Annotated in this window: 19 protein-coding genes and 1 riboswitch; of the genes, 14 read left to right on the top strand and 5 right to left on the bottom strand. The window is 48.7% G+C overall.

Features of this window, described 5'->3' with window-relative positions; all coding sequences use genetic code 11:
- Positions 1 to 825 (top strand): hypothetical protein, encoded by an 825-nt coding sequence (locus AYW79_RS04375; protein WP_067562134.1) that lies wholly within the window; start codon positions 1 to 3, stop codon positions 823 to 825.
- Positions 826 to 890: 65 nt separating this feature from the next.
- Here the strand turns inward: AYW79_RS04375 and AYW79_RS16460 are convergent, their stop codons facing one another.
- Positions 891 to 1,223 (bottom strand): four-helix bundle copper-binding protein, encoded by a 333-nt coding sequence (locus tag AYW79_RS16460; protein WP_472341753.1) that lies wholly within the window; start codon positions 1,221 to 1,223, stop codon positions 891 to 893.
- A gap of 214 nt (positions 1,224 to 1,437) precedes the next feature.
- On the opposite strand from AYW79_RS16460, the gene AYW79_RS04370 reads away from it, so the two are divergent.
- The 7 genes from AYW79_RS04370 (at position 1,438) to AYW79_RS04340 (ending at position 7,219) form a co-directional block, all read left to right on the top strand.
- On the top strand, positions 1,438 to 2,916 hold the full coding sequence (locus AYW79_RS04370; protein ID WP_067562291.1) for an IS5 family transposase: 1,479 nt from the start codon (positions 1,438 to 1,440) through the stop codon (positions 2,914 to 2,916).
- Between the two features lie 111 nt (positions 2,917 to 3,027).
- The gene (locus AYW79_RS04365) at positions 3,028 to 3,474 is read left to right on the top strand and encodes a hypothetical protein (RefSeq protein WP_067562131.1); all 447 of its coding nucleotides are present in this window, start codon (positions 3,028 to 3,030) and stop codon (positions 3,472 to 3,474) included.
- A 43-nt stretch (positions 3,475 to 3,517) separates the two neighbouring features.
- Complete coding sequence (locus AYW79_RS04360; RefSeq protein ID WP_067562128.1) at positions 3,518 to 4,042, top strand: hypothetical protein; 525 nt, start codon at positions 3,518 to 3,520, stop codon at positions 4,040 to 4,042.
- A 39-nt stretch (positions 4,043 to 4,081) separates the two neighbouring features.
- Positions 4,082 to 4,312: a hypothetical protein gene (locus tag AYW79_RS15450; protein WP_156481900.1), complete on the top strand. Its 231-nt coding sequence runs from the start codon at positions 4,082 to 4,084 to the stop codon at positions 4,310 to 4,312.
- Positions 4,313 to 4,596: 284 nt separating this feature from the next.
- The gene (locus AYW79_RS04350) at positions 4,597 to 5,796 is read left to right on the top strand and encodes a multicopper oxidase family protein (RefSeq protein ID WP_067562123.1); all 1,200 of its coding nucleotides are present in this window, start codon (positions 4,597 to 4,599) and stop codon (positions 5,794 to 5,796) included.
- A 117-nt stretch (positions 5,797 to 5,913) separates the two neighbouring features.
- On the top strand, positions 5,914 to 6,630 hold the full coding sequence (locus AYW79_RS04345; protein ID WP_197461014.1) for a DUF4396 domain-containing protein: 717 nt from the start codon (positions 5,914 to 5,916) through the stop codon (positions 6,628 to 6,630).
- Between the two features lie 178 nt (positions 6,631 to 6,808).
- Entirely contained in the window at positions 6,809 to 7,219 is a 411-nt protein-coding gene (locus tag AYW79_RS04340) for a hypothetical protein (protein WP_067562117.1), read from the top strand.
- Positions 7,220 to 7,237: 18 nt separating this feature from the next.
- On the opposite strand, the gene AYW79_RS04335 is transcribed toward AYW79_RS04340, so the two are convergent.
- Positions 7,238 to 8,239, bottom strand: a complete 1,002-nt coding sequence (locus AYW79_RS04335; RefSeq protein WP_067562115.1) for a multicopper oxidase family protein — start codon at positions 8,237 to 8,239, stop codon at positions 7,238 to 7,240.
- A gap of 159 nt (positions 8,240 to 8,398) precedes the next feature.
- Between AYW79_RS04335 and AYW79_RS04330 the strand changes: the two genes are divergently transcribed.
- The 3 genes from AYW79_RS04330 (at position 8,399) to AYW79_RS04320 (ending at position 11,372) form a co-directional block, all read left to right on the top strand.
- Entirely contained in the window at positions 8,399 to 8,689 is a 291-nt protein-coding gene (locus AYW79_RS04330; protein WP_067562113.1) for a metal-sensitive transcriptional regulator, read from the top strand.
- A gap of 24 nt (positions 8,690 to 8,713) precedes the next feature.
- On the top strand, positions 8,714 to 11,092 hold the full coding sequence (locus AYW79_RS04325) for a heavy metal translocating P-type ATPase (protein WP_067562110.1): 2,379 nt from the start codon (positions 8,714 to 8,716) through the stop codon (positions 11,090 to 11,092).
- 73 nt (positions 11,093 to 11,165) lie between these two features.
- On the top strand, positions 11,166 to 11,372 hold the full coding sequence (locus AYW79_RS04320) for a heavy-metal-associated domain-containing protein (RefSeq protein WP_067562108.1): 207 nt from the start codon (positions 11,166 to 11,168) through the stop codon (positions 11,370 to 11,372).
- Positions 11,373 to 11,416: 44 nt separating this feature from the next.
- Here AYW79_RS04320 and AYW79_RS04315 read toward each other — a convergent pair whose 3' ends face one another.
- Entirely contained in the window at positions 11,417 to 11,998 is a 582-nt protein-coding gene (locus AYW79_RS04315) for a TlpA family protein disulfide reductase (protein WP_067562105.1), read from the bottom strand.
- A gap of 89 nt (positions 11,999 to 12,087) precedes the next feature.
- On the opposite strand from AYW79_RS04315, the gene AYW79_RS04310 reads away from it, so the two are divergent.
- Positions 12,088 to 12,714, top strand: a complete 627-nt coding sequence (locus AYW79_RS04310; RefSeq protein WP_067562103.1) for a GNAT family N-acetyltransferase — start codon at positions 12,088 to 12,090, stop codon at positions 12,712 to 12,714.
- A gap of 48 nt (positions 12,715 to 12,762) precedes the next feature.
- On the opposite strand, the gene AYW79_RS04305 is transcribed toward AYW79_RS04310, so the two are convergent.
- On the bottom strand, positions 12,763 to 13,581 hold the full coding sequence (locus AYW79_RS04305) for a C40 family peptidase (protein ID WP_231877882.1): 819 nt from the start codon (positions 13,579 to 13,581) through the stop codon (positions 12,763 to 12,765).
- A riboswitch (cyclic di-AMP (ydaO/yuaA leader) is annotated at positions 13,580 to 13,702 on the bottom strand. Its footprint overlaps the gene before it by 2 nt.
- 114 nt (positions 13,703 to 13,816) lie before the next feature.
- On the opposite strand from AYW79_RS04305, the gene AYW79_RS04300 reads away from it, so the two are divergent.
- Together AYW79_RS04300 and AYW79_RS04295 are read left to right on the top strand one after the other, a co-directional pair.
- Complete coding sequence (locus AYW79_RS04300) at positions 13,817 to 14,785, top strand: YIEGIA domain-containing protein (protein WP_231877883.1); 969 nt, start codon at positions 13,817 to 13,819, stop codon at positions 14,783 to 14,785.
- A complete protein-coding gene (locus AYW79_RS04295; RefSeq protein WP_067562100.1) occupies positions 14,778 to 14,981 on the top strand; it encodes a capping complex subunit for YIEGIA in 204 nt (67 codons plus the stop codon). The genes AYW79_RS04300 and AYW79_RS04295 overlap by 8 nt, the downstream gene beginning before the upstream one ends.
- 23 nt (positions 14,982 to 15,004) lie before the next feature.
- On the opposite strand, the gene AYW79_RS04290 is transcribed toward AYW79_RS04295, so the two are convergent.
- Positions 15,005 to 15,787, bottom strand: a complete 783-nt coding sequence (locus tag AYW79_RS04290) for a YwmB family TATA-box binding protein (protein ID WP_067562098.1) — start codon at positions 15,785 to 15,787, stop codon at positions 15,005 to 15,007.
- Between the last annotated feature and the right edge of the window lie 1,553 nt (positions 15,788 to 17,340).

The raw sequence follows: 17,340 nt of genomic DNA, 5'->3' as shown, positions 1-17,340 counted from the left end.
ATGATGGATTTAATGACCGCTCTGTTTCTTGGCATGATTCACGGGATTACACCGGATGAACATACTTGGCCGATCACGTTCAGTTATGCCATCGGCAGTTACAGCACTAAAGGAGGGATGCGCGCGGGGTTTTACTTCTCGGCTGCGTTCACAGCGCAAAGGGCGATTGTTTCCCAGTTGGCTTATTTTGCACTCGCGGGTTTTTTAATGAAACCCGGAGAAGAAACGATTATTTATTTCTTGGTTGGACTGGTGATGGCGCTTTATGGGTATTATGTCCTGAACCGAGGCAAGTCTTTTCGTTTCTTACCATGGGTAGAACGATTGCTTCCCGCTGTATCTGACAATGGGAAACCCATACCTGTGAATTTGGCATTGCTACATGGATTCGTGGCCGGTTGGGGTATAGGCGCAATGGCAACCATTCTTTATACCGTGATTGCTCCTACCATGCCAACTCCCTGGCTCGGTTTTATGCCAGGCTTTTTGTATGGAGCAGGGAGCACGATTATGCAAGTGATCATTGGTGCCGCATTTGGCCGGTGGATGGAGCAGAGAAATTTGGGGGACAAGGCAAAGGCATTTATTGGCCGTTATGTTGCAGGAAATACGCTCCTTTATGGAGGGATTTTATTTGTTTTTATTGCAATTATTGCGTTCTGGCTGCCGGGGCTGATGGATTGGGGGATTGCAACAGGGGTACATATTCACAACCTAGATACTATCAACGTCGCTTTGCTTCTGGTCATTGTCATTATGGCTGGTATTGGCGGTTCTTCCATATGGCGAGCGTTGTTGAAAGTAAAAGAGAAGGGCGCAAGTTAAGGAATTGATTATTCACCAATGAGTGTAGAAACCAACAGTAGGAGGCAAACGCCTCCTACTGTCCTTTATGCAGACATCTTATGACATTCGGTTGCACAATTGCGGCATGCTTCAGCACAGCTTTGGCAAGTGGGGTTGTCGTGTTTTGCACATTCTGCGGCGCACGCTTCGCAAATCGTCGCACACAGCCCACATAACTGTTTTGCAAACTGACTGTCTCTGGACATAAACTGCGCAGATAACTCGCAGATATTGGCGCAATCTCGACACAGTTCCATGCATTTACCCATGTGTGACGCATCCGGCATTCTGCAACAGTTTGTTGCACACTTCTCGCACTCGGCACCGCAAGCCTTACATGCGTCAATGCAGGCCTGATATTTCTCGGTAGACACCATGTTCATTTGCATCGCCACAACGTACTACCCCTTTCCAAAATGGGATGTTCGCCCATAAGGTGTCCAAACTAAGGCAAGTTCATGCAGTTAATTGGGGCCTGCTGAATGAATAGAAAACCCTTTAACAACAAGGGTTTCGAGTGTGTTTTGTCGAATTGAAGTGTATGGATTTTGGTCGGAACGGACAAAAAACCGTGCACTTGGAGGAAGGACATTGTACGCGAATCATCAGGATCAACAGATACTGCCTGGCGACTTCTTTCTACCGTTTGGTGGTCGACTCAGTGAAGATAATCGTTGGGTCCAGCTCGCCTATCTCATTCCGTGGCGTCGCGTGGAACAGGAATACAGCAAGCACTTTAGCAAGGACCTTCGAGGCGGACGTGCAATGTCTGTTCGGATGGCGCTTGGCGCACTCATCATTCAGGAACGTGAAGGTTTTTCCGACCGTCACTTGGTCCAACACATCACAGAAAACCCGTATCTGCAGTACTTCCTCGGTCTTGAGGCATATCAGGAAGAACCACCTTTTGATCCTTCTCTTCTAACGTACTTTCGTAAACGGCTCGGACCCGACGCCATTAACCAAGTGAATGAGTGGATTGTGCAGGCCGCACGTCATGAAGAAGAGAGCGGAGACGACGATGAGCCCAAGGGCAATCCACCTAACCCCTCCGAAGAAGAGGGCCGGTCAAAAGACGAGTCTCAAGCACCATGCACGCATCAAGGAAAGCTCATTCTTGATGCAACGTGTGCACCAGCGGATATTGCATATCCGACTGACTTGGCACTGCTGAACACCGCGCGCGAGAAGCTCGAAGATATCATCGATATCCTGCATGCGCCACATGTGGGTGGCATGAAGAAACCGAGAGACCGTCGCCGCCAAGCGCGTCGTGACTATCTGAGAACAGCGAAGAACCGGAAGCCAAGCCGCTCAGAGATTCGCAAGGCGATTGGACGGCAGTTGCGCTATGTTGCGCGGGATTTGAGATTCATCGAACAATTGGGGCAACACACGCCACTCACAGCGCTCTCGAAGAAACAGTATCGAGATCTCTTGGTCATTCATGAGTTGCATCGCCAGCAGCGAGAGATGTATCGGTCTCGTAGTCATCGGGTGGATGACAGAATCGTAAGCATCGCGCAGCCAGATGTTCGACCCATTGTACGTGGGAAGGCCAAAGCGAATGTGGAGTTCGGTGCAAAAGTTGCAATCAGCGTCGTGGACGGATACGCCATGATGGAGAGGACAAGCTGGGACAGCTTCAATGAGGGTACGACACTCATCGAGTCGGTGGAACGATATGTGGAGCGCTTCGGATGCTACCCTGAAGCGATTCTGGCGGACAAAATCTACCGAACCCGAGAAAATCTTAGGTACTGCAAGGAACACGGGATTCGGTTGAGCGGTCCGAAACTCGGGCGACCACCTAAACACGTGGATCCAGAACAAAAGAAACAAGAATACCAAGACATGAGCGAGCGCAACGCAGTGGAAGGGAAATTCGGCGAAGCCAAGCGTAGCTATGGGCTTGGACTGATTCGAGCAAGGCTTCGTCAGACGAGTGAGACCGTGATAGCTCTGCAACTACTGGTGATGAATCTGGAGAAGAGGCTGCGGCTTCTTTTTTGGCTCCTCTTCGGAGAATTACTTGGAACGTATTTTGGGGCCATATGGTCTACTGTGTAAATCATTCAGCAGGCCCTAATTGACACTTATACGATGCCGAGGTAGGGTAGATTAAAAGATTTTTTAACACAGTGAGTGCAGTCCAGGTTCGGGGAGGGACAGGGTAGGCTGATGAAACGCGGGATGAGATTTGGCAGTAGAATGAGCGGTATCCTTGGTATTGTCGGTTGTATCGTTTGTATGGGATCCATGATCTTGGCGGCAATAGGTGTCGCGGGTGCGGTTGTTTCGGGATCGATGTCGGCTATGTCTATGTCCGGTATGGGAATGAATAGTATGTCTGGGTCGTCACCCGGATGGCTTGAGACGATCCTCAAATTCGGCCCCGTTATTTTGGTAGTTTCCGTTTTGTTGGTCACAGTTTCAATTGGTATCCGCCGCAGAAGATTTATCATTCCGGCCCTTGTTGGTGGTGTCATCATGTACTTGGGCATGTATATGACGATCAACATACCACTAATGGTGATTTCGACTGTTGTGGGATTTGTCTTGTGGGGTGTGCTATACGTCAAATCGATGCCGAGGAATATGAAAAGCGGAGTGGCGACACGAGTGTAAAAGTTCGGAAGTCTGTTGCAATACACGATATTGAGGTGAAGAAATGACTAAAGGAACGGCCATTTTTTCGGCGATTGTAGCGGCTGTGGTGGTCGCATTTTTTCTTGTGCTGTATGGGTACAATCAAAAGCATCCAGCGGGAAGTGAAGCTGGTGGAGGATTCCCCACGGTTGATGGCATATCTTGTGACAGTACTGAACATTTCCAAGTGAGGTTACACACACATTTATACATCATTGATAATGGGAAACAGACGACTATTCCGTCGCAAATCGGGATACACAATAGCGGTTCCTGTTTGTACTGGATCCACACCCATGATACCACTGGTGTCATTCATGTGGAGGCACCGTCCCAGCGTAACTTTACATTGGGACAGTTTCTTGACATCTGGCAGCAATATCCGAAAGCAATCTTCGGTAAGTCAGTGAAGGTGTACGTGAACGGTCAGCTATTCAAAGGAGATCTCAGGTCGATCAAGCTCAAGAATCAAGAAAACATTGTGATTGAAATCGGTTCAAAGTTTGTCTCACCCCCATCGTATCAAATCCCGGCGAACATGCCTTAAACGAAGATCACAAAAGGTCGGCCGCAAAGGGCCGACCTTTTGTACTTAATCGTGCCAAATTCGACCGTGGTGCCCACCATGGTGCTCTTTGTGTCCGCCGTGGTGCTCTTCGTGTCCGCCGTGGTGCTCTTCGTGTCCGCCGTGGTGCTCTTCGTGTCCGCCGTGGTGCTCTTCATGCCCACCATGGTGCTCTCCGTGCCCGCCATGGTGCTCTCCGTGCCCACCATGGTGCCCGCCTCCGAACAATTCTCTCAGTATGCTCAAGTGTAGTCAGCTCCTTTGTTCTCGCATTGACAGCAACGCTTAAAGTTCATTATATACCTCGTCTGTTTGGACCAATCCTTGAAGTCATCTTGTCACATAAATGTTGAACGTCTGTTTCGGTATCAAGTGAATCCCGAAATGCGCTCACGTAGGGATATACGGTGGCCCCCTTTATTTGTTTCCAGATTGGACTGCGTTGTGACAAAAACATGAAACATTAGACTTAAGGATAACATATCACTTGAACTAAGTACAGTACCCCCGTATAGTATTAGTTGGAGGTGAGATACTTGAAGAAGAATCGCTTACGTACTCTTATCGTTGGGATTTTGGTCGTGGCTGTCGCAGCCATTGGATGGGGAGTTTGGAATACACAAGGCGCGGTTGCTTCTGCCGCAACAAGTGAGGCGAAGGTGGTAACACCCGATACACCGCAGGCACAATACACGTTTGAAAATGGTGTGAAAGTGTTTCACTTGGTTGCTGAATCGGTGAAGCAGGAAGTTTCAAAGGGTGTATTTATGAACGCATGGGGATATAACGGAAGCACCCCCGGTCCCACGATCGTTGTTCACGAGGGCGATAGGGTTAAAATTGTGGTGAGCAACCATTTGAAAGTGCCAACCAGTGTTCATTGGCACGGACTCATTGTACCCAACAACATGGACGGTGTTCCCGGAATAGAACCAGGGCCGGCCATTCAACCGGGAAAGAGTTATGCATATGAATTCACCGTCAAACAAGTAGGTACATTCATGTACCATTCACATGTTCAGCCTTCCACGCAAGAGATGATGGGGCTCGACGGTATGTTCATTTCTCTACCGAAGAATGGCGGTAAAATTGACGGACAGACAGTCAATCGAGATTATACAATTCTTCTGCAAGAATGGCAGTTACAGAAGCCGGGTAGCATGGGCGGAATGAGTATGCCGGCGTACGGCGAGGGCCAGGTGCCAGCCGGAACGTACGATGTCAATCCGGAAGGTATGAACTGGAATACATTCACCTTCAATGGAAAGCAGTTCCCTGCAACGACACCGATGGAAGTGAAAAAAGGCGAAAAGGTTCTCGTGAGAATTGGCAATCTGAGTATGCAAAGCCATCCGCTACACTTACACGGACATAACTTTTTGGTTGTTGCTAAGGATGGCAACCCTTTACCGAAATCGGCGCAGTATCTGGCCAACACCATCAATGTGGGTGTTGGGGAAACGTATGACATTGAGTTCACAGCGAACAATCCAGGAACGTGGGTTTTCCATTGCCATTTGCCACATCATACAGCGGGACTTAACGGTCAAGAAGGTGGCATGCTGACTGTGTTCCATTATCAGGGGACTCCTTGGCCGCCATTTTTCAATCAGGATGGGCAACCAAAAACGTCTTCAAGCTCTAATTCTTCCGAGGGAAACACTGACGCATCGTCTTCAATGAACAATTCCATGGGCGGAATGAATATGGCGTCGACCACAATGAACGGGACCTGATCGGCGCACAACTCAGGTGGCGGGCGATTCGCTTGCCACCTTTTCGCCGATAAGGTGTTAAAGTAGGAATGATTGCCGATAATAACAGTCGTACAGTTCAGCGAGAGAGGTGAAAGAGTGAATATAGTTGCTACTTTGTGGGGCGTTCTCTCAATCGTCAGTGTGATTTGGCTCATATATGATCTGCGTCATCAACCTGAGATTATGAACATGATGAAAGTGGCATGGGTACTGATCACACTTTACCTTGGCGTTCTTGGGCTTTTAATCTACATCACGAGTTGTCGAGAGCCAGAACCAGGTACACATGACAAGTTTGTTGCGCCCATGTGGAAACAGGCGACAGGTTCTGTGATTCACTGTGTCGCAGGAGATGCCTTAGGCATTGTGGCGGCTGCCGCTGTCACCTCATCACTTGGCACCCCCATGTATGTCGACATGGGGGTAGAATACATTGTGGGTTTTTTGGTTGGTTGGCTTTTGTTTCAAACCATCCCGATTATGCACATGAACCAGATTACCTTTCGAGCCGCTGTTCGTACGGGCTTCTGGGCTGAACTTTTATCGCTGACGTTCATGGTGGTGGGCATGTTCCCGACGATGTATTTCCTAATGCGCGGGTGGTCTGTGATGTCCCCGTGGTCACCGACATTCTGGTTGGTCATGTCTATTAGCATTTTGGTTGGTTCCATTGTGACCTATCCAATCAACTGGTGGATGGTCGCAAGGGGAATGAAGCATGGTATGGGCAGTTCACACATGATGGGCCATGGAGGTTCTCATCTAGAGCGTAATCACCAGGAAGCACATCATTCTGGACATGCCCATGAATGAGTGGCTACATGTAAAGGAGAACTGGTGGGGTATACGATAGATGATAATCGTTCACCAAAGTGAAGAGCAGTCCATTACAGGTCGACGTTTCTTCTCAAATATATAGGCAAGCCTGACGCAGTGTGTGCATATATACCTATATAGGGTATTGTACAAACACTTGCTGGAGTGATGAATTTTGTTGTTGGTTACGAGCTTCTTTGGATCAATCATTGGTTTTTTTGCCTGTTACAAAATCGTGGCAAAAATGCACCATGTCAACAAATCGTTACAAATGCGGATTTGCATGCTGAACAGCATGTCTTTGGCGTTCATTTTTGCTATGCTTATCGAATTGACCACAGGCAGCAAAAGCCTCGCCATCATTATTCCGGTTGCTACAGTTTGTTTGCCTATGGTTTTGATGATGAAGCCGTTTAGCGTACTTGATATGACTGAATCCTGCATAGCAACCCTGATGAGTGTTTCTATGAGCGTAATGCTCATTGGGATGATTGATTCTACCGTGATTTGGGTCATTCAGTGCGTTCTTGTCGCGATTGAAGTGATGCTGTATCTCACGGTGGTTCGGCGCGCTCAATTTCGATGACCAGGCTCTTGATCTCGGTCATAATGTACTTCGCCGGCTATAATTCAACGTCGTAAACATACCACCCACGTCTGTCTTGTGATCGTTCGTTGTGTGATGTGGCTTGTGACAATGAAACGCCCATATGCCGGGATTATTGGCCTGGAACTCGATATCCCATGTCTCACCGGGGGCGACATTGATCGTATTTTTGAACCATGGAATCGGGAGCGTCGATCCGTCTCCAGCGATAACCTGAAACTCATGTCCATGCAAGTGCATGGGATGTGAGTCCATACTCAGGTTTCCTAAGCGAATTCGAACCTTTTCACCGTATCGCACACGAAGGGGCGTGGTGTCAGGAAATGATTTACCATTCATGGTGAAGTAATTGTAGTCCATACTCATCGGGTCGATGTCAAGGGCTTTTCCGCTAGGCAGTTGCTCGGTGGCTTTCTCCATTGTTGACTGCATGTCGCTCTTCGTCGTCATGGATGTTTTCCCCATTCCCATTCCACTCATACCCATGTCCGCTCCTGTTTTCACCGCCCATTCCTGCAAGAGGATGATGTACTCCCGGTTTACCATTTGCCGTTCCGGCAAAGACACAATCATCCCAGCGAGACCCATCATTTCTTGCTGAGCGTCCATTGTATGTGCATGGTACATAAAAGTTCCAGCTTGACGGATAACAAAGTCATATACGTACGTCTCACCTGGTTTTACGACAGGACCAGCTTCGATTCCCGGAACGCCATCCACAGTGTTCGGTACGATGAGGCCGTGCCAGTGAATGGATGTCTCTTCTGGTAAACGATTGGTAAAAGCAACTTGGATTCGGTCTCCTTGAGAAACAACCATGACAGGACCGGGTGTAGACCCGTTATATCCCCACGCGTTGATGGTCACACCGTTCGTCAAGGTTTGTTGAACGGGTTCCGCAATCAGATGAAAATGCTTGAACCCTTGAACCATTTGACACGGAAGAAATCCGATATCCGGGGCCACCAACTTGGTTGTACCCACTCTTCTACTGTGCATGGCAAATGCCCCCTCTCGTCAAGGGCAGAATATGCACAGCCGAAAGTGTTTGGCCGCCCAAATCAGCAATCATGAGTCCGGTTAATGGTCTCACATGCGACATGTTGACTTGCGTACCCTACAGGGGTATTGTATAAATGAAGCTGAGGGGATGATTTTATGGAACAGTCAACGCACGGATATGCTTCACAAAGTGCAAAACTCTTGGGCCGATTAAAACGTATCGAGGGTCAGGTTCGAGGCGTTCATAAGATGGTTGAAGAGGATCGATACTGCGTGGACATCCTCGTTCAGTTGGCCGCGATAAAGAGCGCCACTCACCAAGTTGCCTTGTCAATTCTTGAATCGCATACGCGAGGATGCGTCAAAGATGCACTGGCAGCAAATGCTGACAGTACCGAGAAAATCGACGAATTGATGGAAATCATTCGGCAATTCACAAAAGCATGACAGAAAAACTAGGGGGTGAGCTGAATGCCAGAAGTAGCAGAAGTCACGTTGCCGATTGAAGGGATGACGTGTGCCGCGTGTGCAGCACGTATCGAAAAAAACGTTTCCAAGATGCCTGGGGTAAAAGAAATCAATGTCAATCTCGCTTCTGAGCGAGCACGGGTGGTTCTGGACGGTGAAACGACGTGGCGCGACGTGGTAGAGAAGATTGAAAAGACTGGCTATGGTGTTCCGATTCGGGAGGTCGACCTGAACATCACAGGCATGACCTGTGCTGCATGTGCCGCTCGTATTGAAAAAGTGGTCGGCAGGGTAGATGCAGTCAAAACAGTCAATGTGAACTTGGCTTCAGAGAAAGCGCATATATCCTATGTATCTGGCGTGATTCAAGAAGCGGACATCATTAAGGCAGTTGAAAAGGCCGGGTATGGTGCGACTTTGGCATCAAAACAAGTGGCAGAAGAGGAGAAACTCCGGAAACAGCGCGTATACAAACGAGAACTGGCGAAGTTCTGGTTCTCCGTTGTGTTGACCTTGCCACTCGTGGCACAGATGCTGTACATGCTTACCGGCAAGATGGCCTTTATGCCCAATTGGTTCAGCCTTGTCCTTGCCACACCTGTCCAGTTTTACGTTGGGTGGCGGTTTTATAAGGGAGCATATCATTCCCTTCGGGGCGGGGCGGCCAACATGGACGTGTTGGTCGCGCTTGGCACATCCGTGGCTTACGTTTATAGTGTGGTGCTTACATTCATGGGGAGTTCGAACATTTACTTTGACTCCTCAGCGACGGTCATTACGTTGATTTTCATGGGTAAACTGCTGGAGGCCAGGGCCAAGGCAAAATCCAGCTCGGCCTTGGAGGCCTTGGCGAAGCTCGGCGCTAAAGTCGCCCATGTGTTGCATGACGGTCAGGAAAGTGATGTACCAGTGGAACAACTGCGAGTCGGGGACATCGTGAAGGTTCGCCCTGGTGAGAAGGTCCCGACCGACGGGGTGATTACCGAGGGCAATACCTCAGTGGATGAATCTTTTCTCACTGGAGAGCCCTTGCCTGTGGAGAAGCAGGTGGGGGAACCGGTGGTCGGGGCTTCGGTCAACCAAACACGAGCCTTTACCATGGAAGTGACAAAGGTCGGAGCAGACACCGCACTGGCGCAAGTCATTCGTTTGGTTGACCAAGCGCAGGGTTCGAAGGCACCTGTGCAGAGACTCGCAGATAAGATTTCTGGCATTTTTGTACCGATCGTGCTTGCGATTGCACTGCTCACGCTGCTGCTTTGGGGGATATTTGGTGGATGGTCGCATGGGCTGTTTGCGGCCGTCGCGGTGCTGGTCATCGCTTGTCCGTGTTCCCTGGGATTGGCCACACCGACTGCGATCATGGTTGGCACAGGCCTTGGTGCTGAATCCGGGATTCTCATCAAAGGCGGTGAGCATCTCGAATTGGCTCATAAAATCAACACCGTAATCTTTGATAAAACCGGCACCATCACATCAGGGAAGCCGACGGTGACGGATCTCTGGACGGGTGAAGGGGTTTCTGAAACAGAATTGCTTCGGTTGGCTGCGGCCCTCGAATCGCAAAGCGAGCACCCGCTCGGTGCGGCCGTCGTACAGTACGCGGAAGAAAAAGGGATTGGCGCGCAAACAGTTTCGCATGTCGAAGCGATACCAGGAAAGGGGATTGAAGGTCGGGTTGACGGTCAAAAGATTCGAATTGGGAATCGCCGTTGGCTGACTGAGCAGGGTGTTGAACGCATTCCAGACGATGTCTTGTCCGTATTTGAAGAAGCCGGTAAGACAGCCGTCATGGTTGCCGATGCAAATCGGGTAATGGGCGTCGTGGCGATTGCCGACATCCTCAAAGAGGATGCAAATAGTACTGTTCGTGAATTGCAGAACATGGGCATCGAAGTATGGATGATTACCGGCGACAACGAACGAACAGCGAAGGCTGTCGCTGCACAGGTAGGGATCACCAACGTGATCGCCGGGGTACTACCGGCCGACAAAGCATCAAAAGTGGAGTCTCTACGCAAGGATGGTCGGATTGTCGCCATGGTTGGGGACGGCATCAACGACGCTCCAGCTTTGGCAGCGGCTGATGTTGGTATCGCGATGGGGACAGGTGCCGATGTGGCGATTGAAGCTGCCGACATTGCGCTGATGAATGCACGAACACATGGTGTGGTCGATGCCATTCATCTATCCAAAGCAACAATGAAGAAGATTCGTCAGAATCTGTTCTGGGCGTTCTTCTATAACGTGCTTGGCATCCCGCTTGCCGCCGCTGGGGTATTGAGTCCTGTCATTGCTGGGGCGGCGATGGCGCTGAGTTCCGTAAGTGTCATTTCAAACAGCTTGTTACTTCGTCGCCTGCGCCTGGGGAGGGGGGTGTAGCCAGGAATCATTGGCGTAATACAAGATAAGCCGGGATTTCAAAACGACCATCATACAAAGGGAGATGAAAGATATGGCAACGGCAACGATTACAGTAAAAGGTATGACCTGCGGCGGATGCGTGAGTTCGGTGACGAAAGCACTCACTGGAGTGGAAGGCGTACAAGAAGCAAAGGTTGATCTCGACGGGGCAAAGGCAACCGTGACCTTCGACGAGGGTAAGACCAGTGTGGCATCTCTAAAGGAAGCCGTCGAAGACGCTGGCTACGATACAAACTGAACTATGGATGTAAAATTGGCGGGAGGGGCAACCTTCCCTCCGTTTTAGTGTACCGCGATCCCGTTCTTGGCCTGGGTGATAAGCTGCTCGATTTGATCTTTTGTGAGTAGCCCTAGATGAATATTTACAAGCGTTCCGTTCGGATCGAGGACAAATGTCGTTGGATACCCGATAATTTGATAGTTATGTGCGAATGTTCCTTTTAAGTCAAGGAGCACGGGGTACGATATGCCATATTTCTGAACGAAAGTCGTTGCAGCCGAAACGGAGTCATCACTTGTCATGTTGACGCCAACAAATTGGACTTGACCAGCATATTTTTTGGACATTGCGATCAAATCAGGCGTTTCCTGCTGACATGGATAGCACCAAGAAGCCCAAGCGTTGATCAATAAAATCTTCTTCTTGGCTAAAAGTTGCTGAAGGCTAACAGTGGATTTCTCATTCAACGTTTGTAACGAGAATTTTGGTGCCATTTTTCCAACCAAGGGACTTTTGGAAATGGGTTGACTGGTAGAGACATTTGTAGTTTGGTTTGCGGCAGTGTTTGTTGCCGCTGATACAGCAGTCCCACATCCAGCGAGGAACAATGCCGTGGCTAGAAGTGGCAATAGTAATTTTTTCATAATTCCCACTTCCTTTTGCTGTTCTATGGCTTCAGCATAAGCGTTTCAATTCTACCATGCAACCAAAACCTAAAAGAGGGTGGCGGGACATGTTACATAATGTGAGAATGACTGTGGCGGAAATTGTGCTGCGAAGTATTGAACAGAGAGACCTGTCCGTTCTTTTTCAAAGGTTCTTTGCGGATGAATACGCTACTTGGCGTGACTTAGATGGAGCAAAGGATCCGATTGGGGAAATCACTTTTGATGGGTATATGGAGCGTATGCAATCGCATTTGGATAGCCAGAGCTTTGAACGTTGGTTGTTAATCGAGATCGGTGAGACGATCACCGGGATGGTACTGTATGATTGGGAATCCAGGTTGACTCAGACCATCGAAGTGGGCATCGCAATTTTTGAACCCGAAATGTGGAACAAAGGGTATGGGACGAATGCCCTTGCACTCTGGATAAACTTTATATTCCGCCAATTGTCACCGATGACGATATGTTTGACCACCAAATCGGCCAATCACCGAATGATTCGATGTGCACAGAAGCTGGGGTTGGAAAAGGATGGTGCCCCGTGTCCGCATCACATCAACGGAGAAGAGCGGGTTCGAATGACTATATCATTTGACGATTGGATAAAAACCAGTTGGAGTGGCATCTCATCCACAAAAAACATAGATAAATCGTGTCTTGACAGGTCGCATGGGCTCATCTGGAAAGCGTAGCTCCTGGTCGGCATAGCTAAGACAGAGTGGCCAACGGGCCACCCTGTGTCAGAACATACGCTTCACAATAGTAATGTGCTTGTACCAGTAGGAGCCAGGATGTAACGGCAGGTACCCAACCTTTTTCAGTCCGCCGCCTTCCTGAATCATTTGCCCATTGCCCACATAAATTCCTACGTGACCGCCTTTATCCATGATCACCAGGTCGCCCGGACGCATGTCCTTGATAGGAACCGGTTTGCCGACGCTATGGTACTGCACTTGAGATGCACCGCTCATTTTATATCCTAACGCGTGGTGATACACGTACGCAGTGTAGTTGGAGCAATCAAATCCGTATTGTCCCCTATCTTCGTTGTGACCCCAAATGTATGGTGTACCCAATTTGCTTTTGGCAACTTGCAGTACTGCATCGACTTTAGTCTGATAGCTTGCATACAGTGATGCAAGCGGGTGAACACTAGGATCATACTGGACGTCAGGGGGTAGCTGGCTGGAAGTGGTCGCGGATCCCGCAGTTGATGCAGATGCTTGTCCACTTGTTGTTGTGGCGGATGTTCCTTCACTCAAACTGGTTGTCCAGCGGGTATTCCTTGTGATGTACCCAGTTCGGCCCTTGCTATCTTTCACGTGCCACCAAGCTTGCGTGCTGCCCGACAAGGTTTGTAGAGAACTCCCCGTCGATTCTAGTGCAATTCGGTGTGAATCTAAATGCGGAGCTGAAATGAGATACGCCGCCCGAGTTACCTCAACGGTACTACGTGTGGTCGCGGCCTGGGCGATCGTTGCAAAACTCCCCAAAGCCATTAGGCCTGTGACTCCGGACAGAATCAAACGAGTCATCAGCTTAGAACGCTGTTTACTCATGGTGTCCCCCTTATGCCTCCGAGGTTAGTTGACGGGTTCGGGCAGGGATTGCCCTAGTGCAAGCACATTCACCCCAAGAGTTGTCCCCCGTACCTTTATCAGGATTCGGCGTTGTTGTGTGTATCGCCTAAACCCTATCACGTTGCTATCAGACTTGCATTGGCGAAATAGTGGAATCGGAGGATGGGCATTCCAAGCTTGATCCTCTTCACGCTGGGTGAGTGGAGTTTTTGGCATGTTGTTGTCATTTGTGGGAATACTGTCTTACAAGAATTCTGGAAGGATGCGTCAAGTGCGTTCACAATTACTTTCCACTCCACATCTCGTTGAAATTATCACGGCGATCATCTGCGGGACATTGAGCCGCATTGCCACGCTCCGGGAAGACTATCGGCAATATCCAACGTTTCCAAATGGATATCTGAACCAGGCGGTTTTAGGTTTTGTGGCGGCATTATTAGGAGCGGTGATGGTTCCAGCAGTCATAACGGGGAACTTTACGGCTGTGACATTTCTGGCCCTCGCCATTCGACAGTTCCAAGCAGTTCGCCAATTGGAGCAGAAGAGTTTGCTCTTGTTGGAAGATGTCGAGTATACGCACCGAGGACACGCCTACATTGATGGGATTGCAAAAACGTTTGAAGCCAGAAACTACTCCGCACTTAGTGTAGCACTCGTCATCGGCGTGATTATGGAAGTGATGGAACATAACTCTCCGTTATCACGAGTTATCGCAGGAATTGCTGGTGGGATCTGTGTGTTCGTCCTATTGTCTCGCATGACGAAAGGTCAGATTATCGCTGATTTAGCGGACGTGACAGTCGCACAGATCCATATTCGCAATCATGAGTTGTACGTTGACGACATGTTTGTATCCAATAGAGTTGGCATCGAACGGGGCCAGGAAATGCTCACAACGGAAGGGATGGCGGTGATTGTAAAACCGAAGCACCAGCACTTCAGAGTGACCCTTGACAACTTTGGACAACGGCAGGCGATCTTGTTCGAGTTGACACGAGGACTTGGCGTTAAGAGATATCATTACATGAGGAAAAACTATGATGATGGGCGTATCGCTTTTGCCATTGTGCCAATTATTCGCGACGAAGAAAGAATGATTCAAATTGTAAGGCATACCCCGGTTCTTGAGACTTCCAAAAAGACGCATTCTCCGCTTCGAAACTGGGTGAACCGGCATGAGTAATCCGAATCAGATTTACGCTCTTATTGGTACATTGTCACATTCCATTGAACAAATAAATCCTGGAAATGCAATTTTCATTCGAGCAAAGGATGAGCAGGAGCAAGAGGTTTTGATGCGGGAAATTGCATTGGCCGTTGTTGGCGATGTGGTCAAACTGAGCAACGGCTTGTATTTGATATTGGCCGCGATCCGCTGACATACGGCTGGATCTCATTTTGCTCAGTAATTGTCAGTGATAAACGGAACACCAACATAAACATTCGTATTTCTTTGGTTCGAATCATAGTGGAGTGCAACCTGTAAATTCATCTTGTTTTGACGGGTTACGATGTATAAAGAGTCCTCGGGAGAATATGCAGATACACTGGTTATGTCCTTGGTTTGAAGGGCCTCTACTCGGTGAGCGTCTACACTTGTGAGAGCGTGTGCAACCACCTTGGCAGTCTGGGTTTGAGTCAACTCACTAGGAAGTGTGCCATGGATGTAAGCATCAATTTGTGGGGTAATGTGCGATTCGGACAAGGCGTTTACAATGGAGTTCATCCGTAACGGCAACGACTTCAGGGAGTCGGTATTAGATACCGCTCGAATCACTACTGTTGTGTCATTTTGCAGGTCTAAATGGCCCATAGCAGTATGATTCAAGCTGCTCACAACGACCAAAACCTCCATTTGTGGCCACTTTCCACTTAATTCGAAGAGATGCTCCCCTTCTTTAATTTGCGCTTTCCCCCGTAAATCCGTAAGTCCCAATCTGCTCGCGACATCAATGGCTAGACGTTGGGTAGTTGCTGACGGCAAGTAACTGTGATTGACTGTGCTGAAATCATGTATTACAAATCCCGTGGCATGCGCGTTGGTCACTTGAAAGGCTTTTTCCAGATAGCTAGCTTCCCGACTCGCCGACACTGTTTGAGAATTGGAATTGGCCGTGGCATATGCAGAATGTACAAATAAGGTTCCAAGTAGCATAAACGAGACGATCCATAGTAACCGTTTCAAGTTTGGTTCCTCCCGTGAGAGTAAATATTCGTTTCAGTAAAGCGTTTCCACAGATCAATGAAAACGTGTGACTCAATATCTAACCAATCTGCCTTCTTAATGACGGTATGAAGGCTTATATCGCCATTGAATGGCTTCTAGTGACCATTCGCAATTCGTCCAGGTAGATCCCTTTCGTAGTTCATCCTTGCAGGTCATAAGAATGTGTCATAGAACCGTGCGGTGTATCTTCGAAAAACGATTTCGATGATATTCAGATTTTCGCATGCCATAGTGACCAGCTAAGCCTTCGTTTTTCGGCGTCATTGATTTTGACTCGGCTTACGATCATGCTTCCCCGTGGATGACATTGCACTGCGTCCATCCGCACTACATGTAGAATCGTCGTTCGACTGACCTGGCAGACAGATTCCGAGAGCGGGAGTGGCAGATGTGTTCTGACTCCTTTCTTTCTTCGTTTGATGGGCAGACTCTCAGCTTTATTCCACGATAGAAACGCTTAAACATATTGACAACCCTCATATCTACACACCGTATCGTCACCTTACCACCTCTAAATTGCACTTACTGTCGATTTAGGGGGGTGTTCGACTAGTCTAATTACGAGTGAAAATTATTTTCGGATTTTAACAATGAGAACACACCTGACATACTGCTCAACTTGTTGAGCACAGCACGTAAACTCTCATTTGTCTTTGTAACTATTGGGTTGCGACTAGCATATCGATGGGCGAGAGAATCCCTCCTCGGAACTGCGAGGGCAAAATCTACCGCGACAGGGATGTTGAGATAGAGGGGGAACGCCGTCTTGATCCTCCCGGACAGACAGCCGCAGTGCATACGGTGAATCTTGACTCGCTTCAGGGTAGAAGTGCATGGAGAAGGGACACGAACTTATAAAACTAAAACACGTTACGCAAGACATGCGAAATTCCTTGATAAGTTTGAACTGAAAGGACGTCTTCGGGGATCAGTACTCCGTTATGTTGATGCACAATTCCTAGCACTAGAGCGGGAGTCTGGGAACCTAAACATTACAAAGACATGTCAACTCCTCGATTTGTAAGTTTAGCATAGGAACCCCTAATCGCACACAAGTTCACGCTAACGGGAAGGAGCGAGTAAAGTTGAAGTGATGGTAATGCATCATCATAAAAACAAGTGGATCCATACTTTTACTCACGTGGTCAAAATGAGTAGTGCCAGTATGATCTGTGGCCACTTTATTCTGACTTGTTTCCCAAAGTGAGCACCAAGGGGAGCACCAACGATTATGGTCCAGATCAGAATGAGGACGGGCCAAGCAAGACATCCCCTGCCCACAGATTCCTCGCCATTATCCCAATTGGAAATAATCGTGATAGCCACTGAGGACGCAATGGTGACTCGAATGAGGATGTGTTAGCGTTAAACAACCAACATAAGCGTCACAAGAAGAAATGCTCCTGCAGTTCCAACGCTACTAGAAAAGAACTCTAGGTTATCCACCAAAAAGGTAGCCAATGGCCGATTGAAATCGATATCGTCCAAGGGAATGTCTATTGGCTACTGGC

The sequence above is a fragment of the Ferroacidibacillus organovorans genome (genome assembly GCF_001642725.1).
In the GTDB taxonomy this organism is placed as follows: Bacteria; Bacillota; Bacilli; order Alicyclobacillales; family SLC66; genus Ferroacidibacillus; species Ferroacidibacillus organovorans.
The sequence above is the reverse complement of the archived record's forward strand: the minus strand, read 5'-3'. Positions and strand labels throughout refer to the sequence as shown.